Raw genomic sequence first — 14,760 nt, forward strand, 5'->3', positions numbered from 1 at the left:
GACGGCGTGACGACGAGAAGGTTGCGCGTCCTCTACCGGTGCGCCGGCCCCGACCTGCATCCGATGGTCATGGCGCAAACAGCAGCAACGATGTCGACGCTACTCAGGCAATGCCACGCGGCCCCCGCCCGTCTGCCGGCCGCCCGCCTGCGAACCGGCCTGCTGCGAACCGCGCTCCGATGGACCGGCCTTCCGTTGACCGGCAGTACGCCAATCGACCTCCGGTAAACCGCCCGCCGGTACATCGGCCTCCCGCCGGCCGCCCGCCTGTGGGCCGACCTCCGGGAAATCGCCCGCCTCCCAACGGCCGGTACGACAATCGCCCCGCACCGCGACCACCTCGACGGCGCCGCCGTCGTTGGCCACGCTTTCTGACGGTCTTCGTGGTCCTGGTCGGGTTGTGGGCAGGGGTGCTGCTCTGGGCCGGCTTGGCCGCGTGGGGCAAAGTCGCGCGAGTGGATGCCATTCCCACCGGCAACCAACCCGCGGCCGGCAAGGGCACCAATGTGCTGCTGGTGGGTTCGGACAGTAGAGCCGGACTGACCTCGGCGCAGGCCAAGAAATTGCGCACCGGCGGATCCGACATCGCCGGCGCGCGGACCGACTCGATCATGCTGCTGCACATGCCCGACAGTGGAGCGCCGACCCTGGTCAGCATCCCGCGCGACACCTACGTGCGGATTCCCGGTCACCGTTCCAACAAGATCAACGCCGCGTTCGCGTATGGGCCCAAGACGCTGGTGCAGACCGTGGAGAACGTCACGGGACTACGCATCGAGCACTACATGGAGATCGGTTTCGGCGGTTTCGCCGGGATCGTCAACGCCGTCGGCGGCGTGCAGATGTGCCTCCCGAAGGCGATGAACGACAGGGATGCTCACATCAACCTGCCCGCAGGTTGTCAGAACCTGGCGGGGGCCAACGCCCTGGGCTACGTCCGCTCCCGCCACGTCGACGCCACCAGCGACCTGGCACGGATCAAGCGTCAGCGCGAATTCCTGTCCGCGCTCACCAAGAAGATCGCCTCGCCAGGCAACCTGCTCGTCCCGTGGCGGCTGAAGAACATCGGCGAATCCGGTGCGCAGGGACTTGCAGTGGAGAACGGGATGCACTCCTGGACTGCGCTGAACATCCTCTGGACATTGAAGAAGATCAGTGGCGGCGGCAATTCGGTCCAGGTACCGATCGCCAACGCGAACTACTCCACGCCCGCCGGATCATCGGTGCTGTGGGACAAGGCCAAGGCACGAGCGCTCTTCGACGCACTCAACAACGACCGCTCCCCCAACGTCGCTCCCTGACCCCCGACGGGTAGGAGGCCACCTGGCACCGGGCTGGGACAGGTTGCCACCGCCCTGAGAAATCGCGGCTGGCGACCGACAAAAAGTTAGCGCTTGAGGAGCTGGCGCGCCATGACAACACGCTGGATCTGGTTGGTGCCCTCATAGATCTGGGTGATCTTCGCGTCGCGCATCATCCGCTCCACCGGGTGATCCTGGACGTATCCGGCGCCACCGAGCAACTGCACGGCATCGGTCGTGATCTCCATCGCGACGTCGGAGGCGTAGCACTTGGCGGCCGCACCGAAGAAGGACAGGTCGGCGTCGGACCGTTCGGATTTGGATGCTGCCACGTAGACAAGTTGCCGCGCGGCTTCCAACTTCATCGCCATATCGGCGAGCATGAACTGCAGCCCTTGGAACTCGGCAATGGCCTTACCGAACTGCCGACGCTCCTTGACGTAGCCGAGCGCGTAGTCCAGCGCGCCCTGGGCGATCCCGACGGCCTGCGCACCGATGGTGACGCGGGTGTGATCCAGGGTGCGCAACGCGATCTTCAGCCCTTCGCCCGGCTCACCGATCATCCGGTCGGCGGGGATACGACAGCCGTCGAAGTGCAGTTCGCGAGTCGGCGAACCCTTGATGCCGAGCTTTCGCTCCTTGGCGCCGAAGTCGAAGCCCTCGTCGCCCTTCTCCACCACGAAGGCGGAGATATTCCGACCGCGTTCACCGTCCGGGTCGGTCACGGCGAGCACAGTGTAGAGCTGGGACTCACCGGCGTTGGTGATCCACGACTTCTGGCCGTTCAATACGTATGAGTCACCGTCGGCGATGGCCTTGCACCGCATCGATGCGGTATCCGAACCGGCTTCCCGCTCGGACAGTCCATAAGAGATCATCGCCTCGCCGGAAGCGATCAGTGGGAGATATTTCTTCTTCAGCTCATCGCCGGCTCCGAGAATGATCGGCATCGAGCCGAGCTTGTTGACGGCCGGGATCAGCGAGGACGACGCGCAGGCCCGGGCCACCTCCTCGATCACGATGCAGGTGGCCAGCGCGTCGGCACCCGCGCCGCCGTACTCCTCGCCGATGTGCGGCGCGTGCAGATCGGAGGCCACCAGAGCCTTCAATGCCTCGTGCGGGAAACGCGACTCGGCGTCGACTTCTGCCGCGAAGGGCGCGATTTTGTCGTTTGCGATGTCACGAACTGCTTCGCGCAGCGCCTCGTGATCTTCGTTGATCTTGAAGAGGTCGAAGTCCTTGTTTCCGCTCACGACATCACCCTACTTCTCGGTACTACCTGCCACCTCGGCGCGTAGTGCAGCACCCTTGGCATGTGCTGCCTCTTGCAGTGCGACCTGGAAGTCCTGCATGGCCGATCGCAACCGAACGGCCTGCTCGTCACCACCGCTGGCGAGGATCCGCACCGCGAGCAGTCCGGCGTTGCGGGCACCGCCGATCGAGACCGTCGCTACCGGCACACCGGCCGGCATCTGAACTATGGACAACAGCGAATCCATCCCGTCCAGGTACGCGAGCGGCACCGGCACACCGATCACCGGTAGCGCGGTGACCGAGGCGAGCATGCCCGGTAGATGCGCGGCGCCGCCCGCTCCCGCAATGATCACCCGCAGCCCACGATCTGCGGCCTGTTCGCCGTAGCCGATCATCTCGCGCGGCATCCGGTGAGCGGACACGACGTCCGCTTCGTACCCGATCCCGAACTCGGCAAGTGCCTGCGCTGCAGCTCGCATCGTCGGCCAATCCGAGTCGCTGCCCATCACGAGGCCGACCTGAGCATTCATTCGTGCACCACGCCCCGCAGGTAGTCGGCGGCATGCTGCCCGCGGGCCACCACCTGTTCCAGATCATCACCGAATGTGTTGACGTGGCCGATCTTGCGCCCGAGCCGCACCGATTTGCCGTAGAGGTGCACCCGAAGACCGGGATCGCGCGCCATCAGGTGCCGGTAGGTGGGGTAGAGCTCGCCGTACTGCTGCGGGTCGCCACCGAGCACGTTGGTCATGACGGTCCACGTCGACCTCGGTGCCACGTCGCCGAGGGGCAGGTCCAGCACCGCACGCAGGTGCTGCTCGAACTGGCTGGTGACGCTACCGTCCTGAGTCCAGTGCCCGCTGTTGTGCGGGCGCATCGCGAGCTCGTTGACGACGTACGCGTGCTCATCACCGGGAGCGAGCTGGAAGATCTCGACGGCCATCACTCCGGTGACCTGTAGCTGGCCGGCTATCTGGAGGCCGACATATGCGAGCTCGCCCGCAAGATCGTCGGGCAGATCGGCCGCTGGAGCAATGACGCTGGTGCAGATTCCGTCGGTCTGCACGGTATGCACGATCGGCCAGACCGATGCCTGACCGGATGGGCTACGCGCTACCAAGACGGCTAGTTCCCGGACGAAGTCCACCTTTTCTTCGGCGAGCAACGGGTCTCCGTGCGCAAACCAGTCGGCCGCATCGGAGGCCGCGTGGACGACCCGCACACCTTTGCCGTCATACCCGCCGCGCGGGGTCTTGAGCACGACGGGCCAGCCGTGCCTGTCGCCGAACGCAGCAAGCGCTTCGACGTCATCGACCTGCGCCCAGACCGGGCATGGAACACCGAGTTCGGTCAGGCGTGCTCGCATGGCCAGTTTGTCCTGGGCGAAGATCAGGGCCTGCGGTCCCGGATGGACGACGACACCGTCGGCGACCAGCGCCGCCAGCACTTCCTGCGGTACCTGCTCGTGATCAAAGGTGACCACGTCGCATCCTGCAGCGAACTCCCGGACCGCGTCGATGTCGTCTGCGGCGCCGAGAAACACCGACCCGATCGCGAGCGCCGCCGCATCATTCTGCGATTCGGACAGGACGCTGAGCGTGATGCCGAGTTCGACGGCGGGGCCGACACACATACGGGCAAGTTGACCTGCCCCCACGATGCCGACCACTGGGAAACCGCCGGGGGCGCGAGGGGGGCGATGCACGGACACATGCTACTGACCCTCAGTTGCACGCCGTACTCTCCTCGGGTGCTGGCATCCCTTCGGACAACCTTTGATCGACTGTGGCTGGAGCTTGCCAAGTTCGGACTCGTCGGACTGGTGTCCTTCGTCATCGACCTCGGTGGATTCAACCTGCTGGTGGCCGGGCCGCTGGACCACAAGGTCACCACGGCAAAATTGATCAGCGGCGGAGTCGCGACCGTCGTCGCGTGGGTCGGCAACCGGTACTGGACCTTCCGGCACCGCCGCAATCGTCCCGTGCACCACGAGGTAGCACTCTTCTTCATCGTCAACGCCATCGCGCTGGCGCTGTCAGCGGCAACGGTCGCACTGGCGCACTACGCGTTCAACGCCAAGGGTGCGCTCGCGCTGAACTTCGCGGCGTTCGTCGGTATCGGGCTCGGCACCCTCTTCCGCTTCTGGACCTACCGCCGATTCGTCTTCACGAACGAACCGGACGTCACCGGCTCAGCCTGACGCCGAGGACAGGAACAGGGCGAACACCGCGGGCTGGGCGCTCCGCAGCTCCAGGCGACCGCCGATCGTCTCCGCGAGGTCACGGGCCAGAGCAAGTCCGAGGCCGGTCCCGCCCGAGCTGACCCGTCGCTCGAAGATATGCGGCGCGAGGTTGACGTCCACGCCCGGTCCGCCGTCACTGGTCTGCACGATCACGGAGGGACCGCTCCTTCTCGCGAGGATCTCCACCGTCCCCTCGCCGTGGATCAGCGCATTCTCCAACAGGGTCGCGAGGATCTGGGACAGTCCGCTGCGGGTGGCGACCACGTACAGACCTCGCTCACCACTTACCAGCACACTGCGGCGTGCCGTCTCGAATGCAGGCTGCCACTCCGTCTGCAACGCCGCAATCACCGAGTCCAGCGAGATGTCGGACGGTAGGTCGACGCTACCCCTGGAACGGGCGAGCAGTTCCTCGACCACCTTCGTCAGGCGTTCGACCTGAGCTATCGCCACCTGTGCTTCGTCCCTGGTCGTATCGAGGTCCTCGGCCACGACGATTTCCTCCAGCCGCATCAGCAGTGCGGTCAGCGGGGTGCGCAACTGGTGACTGGCATCGGAGGCAAAATCACGCTCGGAAGCCAGCAGCCGCGCCTGTTCTGCGGATCTGGACTCGTAGAACGCCGATATCCGATCGACCTCGTCGATGCCGGTGCGCAACGGCGCCACGTTGACCGTTCCCGCAGCCAGCTGATCGGCTCGATCCGCCAGTTCGCGTACCGGATCGACCACCGCACCGATACGCCGCGCGCCGATGAAGACCGCGAGCCCTCCGGACACCACCGCAACGGCGGTCACCACCGCCGCTATCCGCCAGGACGGTCGCAGCAGCACCCCGAGCACCGCCAGGCAGAGCAGCGGCGTCAGCAGTGCCGCACCCAGGACGAGCGTGAGCCGACCTCGCAGCGTCACCTACGCGTCACCGTCGTTGACCTCGAAGCGGAAACCCACCCCACGCACCGTGCTGATGTACCGCGGATCGGCTGCGTCGTCCCCCAACTTTCGGCGTAGCACGGATACATGCATGTCAAGGGTCTTGGTCGAGCCCACCCACACGGTGTGCCACACCTCGCGCATCAACTCCTCGCGGGAGACGACTTTGCCCCCCTCACGCACGAGCACCCGGAGCAGATCGAATTCCTTCGCCGTCAGATGTACTTCGCGATCACCGGTGAACGCGCGGCGACTGGCGATATCAACCCGCACACGCGAGTCGTGGCCCTCGCCGACCTCGTCGGAGGTGGTCCTGCGAAGAAGGGCACGCGCACGAGCCATCAGTTCCGCGAGCCTGAACGGCTTTGCGACGTAGTCGTCGGCACCCGCGTCCAGACCGACCACCATGTCCACTTCGTCGGCCCGGGCCGTCAGGATCAACACCGGCACCGTGTTGCCCTCGGCCCGGATCCGTCGGCACACCTCGAGACCGTCCATCCGCGGCAGCCCCAGATCCAGGATCACCAGGTCCGGGCTCTCGCTCGCAGCGGCCAGCGCAGCGACGCCATCGGCCCGCACGCTCACGTCGTACCCCTCGCGGCGCAACGCCCGGGTCAGGGGTTCAGAGATCGTGGAATCGTCCTCTGCAAGCAGCACTTTTGTCATGACAAGCTCCTATGGCCGCGGGTCGGGTTCGGTTGGGCCGCGCTCGAGCACCCAGGTATCGATCGGTCCAATGCCGGCGAGTTCGACACGTTTACGTCGACGGGCATGCACGCCCGCCGCCGGATCCAGCCCCTTGACGACATCTGCGTCGACCAGGATGCGGCCCGGTTTTGCAGCCACTGTAAGCCTGCTGGCCCGGTTCACCGTCGTGCCGAATACGTCGCCGAGTCGCGCCAGAACCCGTCCGCGCGCCAGACCGACCCGCATCCGGGGCACCAGTTCGTCGGCTTCGGCAGCTTCCCGCAGCGCGAAGGCGATATCGACGGCGCCTTGAACGGAGGTATGCGTGAAGAGCACCTCGTCTCCGACAGTCTTGACCACTGCCCCGCCGCCTGCGCCGATCACATCGGAGGCCACCGATTCGAACCGCAGCACCAGCTGCGCCAGTTCACGCTCGGTCAGCCGTCGCACGAGGTTGGTGAAGTTGACCAGATCGGCGAACCCGACGGTACGCACGATGCCGACCTGGGATTCAGGTTCGGAATCGGCGATCATCCGCGATATTGCGATTGACAGGTTGCGGCGCCACACATAGTCCACCAGCGGGGACAGCCGCCCGGCGAGGTCGACCGTCAACGCCGCGGTGCGCTTGGCGGTCTCCCGGTCCAGACCGCCCCGATCCTCACTGACCAGGTCGGCGATCAACTGCAGTGACCACATGGCCATCCGGTCCGTCGAACGACCTACTGCGCGAGCCAGTCCGAAGGCAGTGGTCAGGTCGATGACACCTTCGCGGATCAGATCATCGAACAACCGCAGCGCCTCGATATCGGCCTGTCCGAAGAACAACTCGTCACCGCGCGCGCGAACGAATCCCAGCGAGCGCCAGATCTGTGCGCTGACCTCCGCGGGAATCCCTGAGGCCTCAGAGATGTCGCCGCGCCGCATCGTCCGAGGATGACCCATCAGTTGCTCGTCGATCTTGTCCACGAACTCGGCGGCGTCATCTGCCGCGACGCGCTGCGCAGTGACCACGCGCGAGACCGGCGGTTCGCTGGCTCGCACGTGCACCACGTCGCCCACGGAGTAGGCATCGGTCCGATTGGCATGCGAGATGAGGATGCGCCCCGACGCATCCACCCCGACCGCTTCCCCAGCGATCGTCCCCTCGGGCGTCTGCAACTGCACCTGCTGGCCGATGGTCACGCAGGCAGCACGGTAATCATCGTCGGACTGCGCTGTGGCCCAGACGCGTTGCACCACCACCAGCTCGCGAAGTATCGCGAGGATGAGTTCTTCGCGCGCCACCTCGACGCCACACAACGCCAGGGATGTCGACTGTTCGGTGGGTAGCTCGTGCTGTGTCTGGTGCACATTGAGACCGATGCCGATCACCACGACAGGATTGACGCCGGCCGCCACCGAGCACAGCACCCCGGCCACCTTGTGCCAGGGTTGCCCGCCCTCGTCGTCACCGTTGCCGCCGGGTTTCGCAAGAACGCCGGGTTTCGCAAGAACATCGTTGGGCCATTTCAAGCCGAGTGGTACTGCGGCGAGATCGGCGACGGCACGTCGTACGGCCAGCCCCGTCAGCAGCGGAACCCACCCCCACCGCGACTGTTGCGTCGGTAGCGGCAGACTCACCGACAAGGCGATCGACGTCCCGGCAGGAGCTTCCCACCGGCGATCCAGCCGGCCCCGGCCGCTGGTCTGATGGTCCGCGGTGACGACCCGCCAGATTCTCGGGTCGGCCATCAGGACGTCGTTGGTGGACACCACTTGGTCGCGCACCTCGACGTCGCGCCAGACCGTCGCGGCGAGCGCGTCGTTCAGCAACTCCGGTCGCAGGCGGTCTCTCACGATGACAAGGCTAGAGTCTGGCCACATGAGCGATGCCGCCCCCATCGGAAAAGAATCACCTGCAGTTGATGTAGACCTGCACACGACGGCGGGCCGACTCGCCGATCTGCACCTACGCAACGAGGAAGCCGTCCACGCCGGCTCAGCACGCGCAGTGCAGAAACAGCACGCCAAGGGCAAGCTGACCGCTCGCGAGCGCATCGACCTCCTGATGGACGAGGGCTCGTTCATCGAGCTGGACGAGTTGGCGCGGCACCGCTCCACAAGTTTCGGGCAGGACAAGAACCGCCCCTACGGCGATGGCGTCGTTACCGGCTACGGCACCGTCGACGGCCGTCCGGTCTGTGTTTTCTCCCAGGACTTCACGGTCTTCGGCGGCTCACTCGGAGAGGTCTTCGGGGAAAAGATCGTGAAGGTCATGGACCTCGCGGCCAAGATCGGGGCCCCCGTCGTAGGCATCAACGACTCCGGCGGCGCCCGCATCCAGGAAGGCGTCGTAGCGCTCGGTCTCTACGCGGAGATCTTTCGGCGCAACGTGCATGCCTCCGGAGTCATCCCGCAGATCTCGCTGGTCATGGGCCCATGCGCAGGCGGCGCGGTCTACTCCCCCGCCATCACCGACTTCACGATCATGGTCGATCAGACCTCGCACATGTTCGTTACCGGCCCGGACGTCATCAAAACCGTTACCGGTGAGGACGTCGGCATGGAGGAGCTCGGCGGGGCGCGCTCGCACAACACCCGTTCCGGGGTGGCGCACTACATGGCCAGCGACGAGGAGGACGCGATCTCCTACGCAAAGGAGCTGTTGTCCTATCTGCCGTCCAACAACATGGACGAACCGGTGGTGTTCGATGCCGAGCCGGATCTGGCGATCAGCGACTACGACCGCGAGCTGGATACGCTGATACCCGACTCGGCAAACATGCCCTACGACATGCACACGGTCATCGAGCACATCCTGGACGACGCCGAATTCCTGGAGACCTCCGCGTTGTTCGCACCCAACATTCTCACCGGCTTCGGACGCGTCGAGGGCTACCCCGTCGGAGTTGTGGCCAACCAGCCGATGCAGTTGGCCGGCACCCTCGACATCAACTCATCGGAGAAAGCGGCCCGGTTCGTCCGCACGTGTGATGCATTCAACGTGCCGGTCCTGACCTTTGTGGACGTGCCCGGTTTTCTGCCCGGCACCGACCAGGAGTGGGGCGGAATCATCCGCCGCGGTGCGAAGCTGCTCTTCGCGTATGCCGAGGCCACGGTGCCACTGGTCACGGTCATCACCCGGAAGGCCTACGGCGGCGCGTACGACGTGATGGGTTCCAAGCACCTGGGCGCCGATATGAACCTCGCCTGGCCGACCGCGCAGATCGCCGTAATGGGGGCACAGGGCGCTGCCAACATTCTCTACCGCAAACAGATCAAAGCAGTGGCTGAGGCCAATCCGGAAGATCCGGGTGCGGTGGAAGCCAAGCGCCAGGAGTTGATCACCCAGTACGAGGACGCGCTCGCGAATCCTTATCTGGCTGCCGAACGTGGCTACGTCGACTCGGTGATCCCGCCCAGTTACACCCGCAGTTACGTCGTCCGTGCGTTGCGTACGCTACGCACCAAGCGCGAGACCCTGCCGCCCAAGAAGCACGGGAACATCCCGCTGTGAGCGATCCATCACCCACGGCCAAGACTGCTCAGACTCCGACGCTGCGGGTGATTTCGGCCTCCGCGACACCGGAAGAGGTAGCTGCGATCGTGGCCGTTCTCGCTGCGGTCGGCGGATCCAGCACAACGCCTGAATCACCCGCGTCGCGCTGGACAGGACGCAGCCGGACCGGTTGGAAGGGATCGTCGTTGCCCCGCAGATGAGTCGAGTGCGAGCGCAGCACCCGGGGTAACGTCGGGCAGGTGACCGAACAGATGCCGGACCGCCCAACCACCCCCGTCGACGCGATTGCCGAGAGGTACCACGACGCTTCGATCGCTCTCAGCCCGATTACGGCAACAACGCTCGGCGTCCCCGGGCAGGACGACCGCCTGGACGACTTCTCGCCGGCCGGTTTGCAGGCCCGTGCGGACCTGGCCCGCGACACGCTGGGCCGCCTTTCTGAGGCAACCGCAGCGGACGACGTCGATCAGGTCACGATCAGTGCGATGACCGAGCGGCTCGGGTTGCAGGTGGAAGCGTTCGAGGCAGGAACGACGCTGATGTCGCTGAACGTGATCGCGTCCCCGCTGCAGGACGTGCGGGACATCTTTGATCTGATGAATACCGCTGATACAGAGGCAGTTTCGACGATCGGCAGCCGGATGGCCGCCATCCCGCAAGCCCTCGACCAGTGGTTCGAGTCGCTGCACGAGGCGGCCGGCCGTGGCCTCGTGGCCCCGCAGCGTCAGGTCCTCGCCTGTATCCAGCAGACCCGGGACCACACGGCCGACGACGGCTATTTCCGCTCGTTTGCGGGCCAGCACCCAGCCATTGCCGGACAGATCGAGGTTGCAGCGGCGGCCTACGCGGCAGCCGGCGACCGACTGCACGATGAGATTCTGCCCAAGGCACCCGAAGCCGACGCGTGCGGTCGGGAGATATACCCGCTGTATTCACGCGAATTCCTCGGCACCACAGTGGATCTGGAAGAGACCTATGCGTGGGGCCAGCAGGAGCTGGCCCGGATCACCGGTGAGATGCGCAAGGTGGCCGAGCAGATTCAGCCCGGCGCGGGGGTGAAAGAGGCGATGGCTGTGCTGGAGGCCGATCCGGCCTACCAGTTGCACGGCACGGACGCACTGCAGCGGTGGATGCAGGAGAAGGCCGACCAGGCGATCTCCGAGCTCGGTGCCAGTCACTTCGACATCCCGCAGCAGGTCCAGCGCATCGAATGCATGATCGCGCCCACGCAGTCCGGCGGCATCTATTACACCGGGCCGAGCGAGGACTTCTCGCGGCCGGGCCGCATGTGGTGGTCGGTTCCGAAAGGCGTCGAACAGTTCGGGACCTGGCGTGAACTCACGACCGTCTACCACGAGGGCGTACCCGGCCACCACCTACAGGTCGCGCAGACGATGGTGCGCTCAGGGCTGCTGAACTCCTGGCGTCGCACGGATGCCTGGACCTCCGGGCACGGAGAGGGCTGGGCGTTGTACGCGGAGCGACTGATGCAGGAGCTGGGTTATCTGGACGATCCAGGCAACCTGATGGGGATGTACGACGGTCAGTCGATGCGCGCTGCCCGGGTCGTTCTGGACATCGGGGTGCACTGCGGGTTCGAGGCACCAGCCGAGGTGGGCGGCGGCGAGTGGACGTACGAGAAGGCCTGGACCTTCCTCAAATCACACTGCGATATGGACGACGGGTTCCTACGGTTCGAGTTGGATCGCTACCTCGGCTGGCCGGGACAGGCACCGTCGTACAAGATCGGAGAGCGGATCTGGCTCGAGCTACGCGATGAGGCACGCCACCGCGACGGAGCGGCGTTCGACCTCAAGGCGTTCCACCGCCGAGCGCTGGACATCGGTGGCGTCGGTCTGGACACTCTGCGCCAAGCAGTGCTCGGTGATCTCGGCGGACCGGAAGTAGCGCGCACCACCGGCTGAAACGCCCGCCCGAGATGGGGCGCCGGCCTGACACACTGTCGCGGTGCACGTAGCAATCTCGGTTTTCTTCATTGCCGCGACGGTCGTTGTGATTGCCTCTCTGGCCCGGCGCGTGAACATCTCGGCGCCTCTGCTGCTCGTCGCGGTGGGAGCGGCGTACTCCTACCTGCCCGGGGTTGCCGCTATCCGGCTGGAACCCGACGTCATTCTGCTCGGTTTCCTGCCGCCGTTACTCTTCGCAGCGGCATCGACCACCTCCGTCGTGGACATCGCCCGGGACAAGCGCCAGATACTCGGGCTGTCGGTTCTCCTGGTGCTGTTCACCGCGTTCGGGGTGGCGCTGGTCGCCTGGAAGTTGTTGGAGGTGCCGTTCGCCGTCGCGGTCGCGCTCGGTGCCATCGTGGCGCCACCCGATGCCGTGGCCGCCACGGCGATAGCGCGAAAGATCGGGTTGCCACGACGGGTGGTGCTGATCCTGGAGGGCGAATCGCTGCTCAACGACGCCACCGCACTCGTCACGGTCACCACCGCCAAGACCATCATCGCGACCGGCTCCATCACGTGGTACGGCATCAGCGGCAACGTCGCCCTTGCCTCCTTGGGTGGCGGCGCCATCGGATTCGTCGCGTTCAAGCTGATTGCCTTCGTGCGGGGTCGGGTTCAGGACACGGTGACCAGCGTCGCCATCTCTTTCATCTCCCCGTGGATCGCCTACCTACCGGCGGAGGAACTGCACTCGTCGGGTGTCATCGCCGTGGTCGTCGCTGGGCTGCTACTTGCTCACGACGCACATCTGATCCAGACACCGCAGTCGCGGGTTGCCGAGCGGATCAACTGGTCGACGGTCACCTTCCTGCTCGAGAACACGGTCTTCCTGCTCATCGGGGTGCAGGCCCGCTCGATCATCGACGGCGTCCGAAACTCCGAGCTCGGCGACGGGAGGGTGGTGCTCACCAGCCTCGTGGTGCTCGTCACGGTCATCGCGCTGCGCCCGGTGTACCTCGGGTTCTGGCAGGTCTTGAGCCGTTTCGTGCATTTCCAGCAGGATCCGATCACCCCCCGCGAGGCGGTCGTCGCATCCTGGGCCGGGATGCGTGGCGTGGTGACCATCGCCGCTGCACTGCTGTTGGCACCGAATACCCCCGAACGGGACGCGATCATCTTCATCGCCCTGGTCGTCACCATCGGCACGCTGGCCCTGCAGGGATTTTCGCTCGGTTCGCTGGCCCGCAGCCTCGACCTGCACGGTCCCGACCCACGGGAGGACGCGTTACAGCAGGCCCAGCTCGTCCAGGCGTCCGTCGATGCAGGCCGGGAAAGACTGGACGAGATCCTCACGAAAGAAACGCTCCCGGACGAGGTCGTGGAGCAGCTACGACGCGGCGGTGACCGACGGGCCAACCTGGTCTGGGAACGGCTGGGTACTGGGCAGGCCGCCGACTCCGAGACCCCCACACACACCTATCGGCGGATCCGGACCCAGATGCTGGATGCCGAGCGCTCCACGATGCTCAAGATCCGCGACAAGGGGGTGATGGATCACGAAGTACTCGAGCAGGTGATGCGCTCGTTGGATCTGGAGGAGTCGGCAATCACCTATAGCGATGAACGCTCCGAGACCATCCGCGAGCACACCCTGCTGACTCCTGAATCCCGCTCCTTCGGCTGCGAACACCTGCGCGCGGCGCCCGTCGCAGTGGATCCGTTGACCCCCGAAGGATGCCCGGACTGCGCCCGGGAAGGCACCGACCCGGTGCACCTGCGGCTGTGCCTGACCTGCGGCCGTGTCGGATGTTGTGATTCATCGGTGGGGATGCACGCCGACCAGCACTTCCGGGAGACCGGCCACCCGGTGATGCGCTCCTTCGAGCCCGGCGAGGCCTGGCGCTGGTGTTACGTGGACAGCAAACTCGGCTGACCCCCGCGCTTCTCCATCTTTCACACCCCGAGATGTCACTTTTGGAGGGTATTTGGCCGCAAACACCCTCCGAAACTGACATCTCGCGCCCGGGGTGGAGGGGTGGAGTAGGTGTTAGTTGCGGAGAAGTCGCTGCAGCCGTGCGCGCAGGTCAGCCGCACCAGGGCCGAGGTCTCGCGATGTCATCACCACGACTCGGTAGCCGGCGTCCTCCAACTGCGCAGCACGCTTGAGGTCACTGGTCCACGACGCTGCGTGGACGCCCCCGTAGTACTCGCCGATGACCCACGCCGCGCGCCACAGGAAGTCGACCCGGCCGATCCAGCCACCTCGGGCATCGAGGATGTCGACGTTCAACTCGGGCTCCGGTAGCTTCCACCTGGCGAACGCCAACCGGGCACGGGTCTCCATCGGAGATGCGCTCGAGTGGCGCAGCAGCGGAAGAGCATCGCTGGTTCTACGCAGACCCCTTGCTCCCCGACGACCGGCAACAGCCGCGTGCAGGTCATCTGAACTGCAGAGCTGCGCGCGCAACAGGAAGTCACCCGCGACGACCAGATCGGACGCGCTCAGGATGGACGCCAGGTCGACCCAGGTGTCCGCCACGGCAACCAGCGGCAAACCCGACCATGTCGTTCCGGCACGGTCAGCATGGTGCTCGACAAAACCTTCGTGCCGCCAGCGGGCAGCCTTCCTGGGCACGGTCACATGCAGGCCAGCGGATGACTCCAGAGCAATCGGCAACGGGACACCCATCAACCGGGCTGCGGTGGTGTGGCTGAAGAGAGCCCCGCCCGGCATGACGACCAGAGCGGCCTCGGCAAGATCGGCATACGTTGTGGGTTCCTGCGTGACGCGCATCCCCCGGAACGGCGCGGTGAGGTCGCCTGCGTCCAGCCGTTTGGGATGAATTCCTGCGCCCATGGCCTGCGCGACGGAGAAATGGGTGCCCAGCGCAGCAGGGAGTGGACGTCGTTCCATCGCGCGAGCCTGACAGGAAC

Annotated in this window: 13 protein-coding genes; 6 read left to right on the forward strand and 7 right to left on the reverse strand. The window is 65.6% G+C overall.

Going from position 1 to position 14,760, the window contains the following annotated elements; translation table 11 throughout:
• Positions 1–383: 383 nt before the first annotated feature.
• Positions 384–1,301, forward strand: coding sequence for an LCP family protein (locus tag V3G39_15255; GenBank protein ID XAS75987.1), 918 nt, complete (start codon positions 384–386; stop codon positions 1,299–1,301).
• Positions 1,302–1,387: 86 nt separating this feature from the next.
• Here the strand turns inward: V3G39_15255 and V3G39_15260 are convergent, their stop codons facing one another.
• Genes V3G39_15260 through V3G39_15270 form a run of 3 tightly spaced genes read right to left on the reverse strand, consistent with a single transcriptional unit; the run spans position 1,388 to position 4,260 of the window.
• Positions 1,388–2,554, reverse strand: coding sequence for an acyl-CoA dehydrogenase family protein (locus tag V3G39_15260; GenBank protein XAS75988.1), 1,167 nt, complete (start codon positions 2,552–2,554; stop codon positions 1,388–1,390).
• A gap of 9 nt (positions 2,555–2,563) precedes the next feature.
• Entirely contained in the window at positions 2,564–3,085 is a 522-nt protein-coding gene (purE, locus tag V3G39_15265; GenBank protein ID XAS75989.1) for a 5-(carboxyamino)imidazole ribonucleotide mutase, read from the reverse strand.
• The gene (locus V3G39_15270; GenBank protein XAS75990.1) at positions 3,082–4,260 is read right to left on the reverse strand and encodes a 5-(carboxyamino)imidazole ribonucleotide synthase; all 1,179 of its coding nucleotides are present in this window, start codon (positions 4,258–4,260) and stop codon (positions 3,082–3,084) included. The genes purE and V3G39_15270 overlap by 4 nt, the downstream gene beginning before the upstream one ends.
• A 45-nt stretch (positions 4,261–4,305) precedes the next feature.
• Between V3G39_15270 and V3G39_15275 the strand changes: the two genes are divergently transcribed.
• Positions 4,306–4,755 carry a GtrA family protein gene (locus V3G39_15275; protein XAS75991.1) on the forward strand — a complete coding sequence of 150 codons (450 nt, stop codon included), beginning with the start codon at positions 4,306–4,308 and terminating at the stop codon, positions 4,753–4,755.
• Here the strand turns inward: V3G39_15275 and V3G39_15280 are convergent.
• The 3 genes from V3G39_15280 to V3G39_15290 are packed head-to-tail and all read right to left on the reverse strand — an operon-like array spanning position 4,747 to position 8,253.
• A complete protein-coding gene (locus tag V3G39_15280; GenBank protein ID XAS75992.1) occupies positions 4,747–5,706 on the reverse strand; it encodes a HAMP domain-containing sensor histidine kinase in 960 nt (319 codons plus the stop codon). The genes V3G39_15275 and V3G39_15280 overlap by 9 nt on opposite strands.
• Positions 5,707–6,393 carry a response regulator transcription factor gene (locus V3G39_15285; protein XAS75993.1) on the reverse strand — a complete coding sequence of 229 codons (687 nt, stop codon included), beginning with the start codon at positions 6,391–6,393 and terminating at the stop codon, positions 5,707–5,709.
• A gap of 9 nt (positions 6,394–6,402) precedes the next feature.
• Complete coding sequence (locus tag V3G39_15290) at positions 6,403–8,253, reverse strand: biotin--[acetyl-CoA-carboxylase] ligase (GenBank protein ID XAS75994.1); 1,851 nt, start codon at positions 8,251–8,253, stop codon at positions 6,403–6,405.
• Between the two features lie 25 nt (positions 8,254–8,278).
• Here V3G39_15290 and V3G39_15295 point away from each other — a divergent pair, with 25 nt between their 5' ends.
• From V3G39_15295 to V3G39_15310, 4 genes are read left to right on the forward strand one after another with little or no spacing between them, the layout of a single operon-like run.
• Positions 8,279–9,913 carry an acyl-CoA carboxylase subunit beta gene (locus V3G39_15295; protein XAS75995.1) on the forward strand — a complete coding sequence of 545 codons (1,635 nt, stop codon included), beginning with the start codon at positions 8,279–8,281 and terminating at the stop codon, positions 9,911–9,913.
• A complete protein-coding gene (locus V3G39_15300) occupies positions 9,910–10,116 on the forward strand; it encodes an acyl-CoA carboxylase epsilon subunit (protein ID XAS75996.1) in 207 nt (68 codons plus the stop codon). The genes V3G39_15295 and V3G39_15300 overlap by 4 nt, the downstream gene beginning before the upstream one ends.
• 51 nt (positions 10,117–10,167) lie before the next feature.
• Positions 10,168–11,841: a DUF885 domain-containing protein gene (locus tag V3G39_15305; protein XAS78259.1), complete on the forward strand. Its 1,674-nt coding sequence runs from the start codon at positions 10,168–10,170 to the stop codon at positions 11,839–11,841.
• Between the two features lie 43 nt (positions 11,842–11,884).
• Entirely contained in the window at positions 11,885–13,759 is a 1,875-nt protein-coding gene (locus V3G39_15310; protein ID XAS75997.1) for a Na+/H+ antiporter, read from the forward strand.
• A gap of 114 nt (positions 13,760–13,873) precedes the next feature.
• Here the strand turns inward: V3G39_15310 and V3G39_15315 are convergent, their stop codons facing one another.
• Complete coding sequence (locus V3G39_15315; protein ID XAS75998.1) at positions 13,874–14,740, reverse strand: hypothetical protein; 867 nt, start codon at positions 14,738–14,740, stop codon at positions 13,874–13,876.
• Positions 14,741–14,760: the final 20 nt, after the last annotated feature.

The organism is Dermatophilaceae bacterium Sec6.4 (assembly GCA_039636865.1).
Classification (GTDB): Bacteria; Actinomycetota; Actinomycetes; order Actinomycetales; family Dermatophilaceae; genus Allobranchiibius.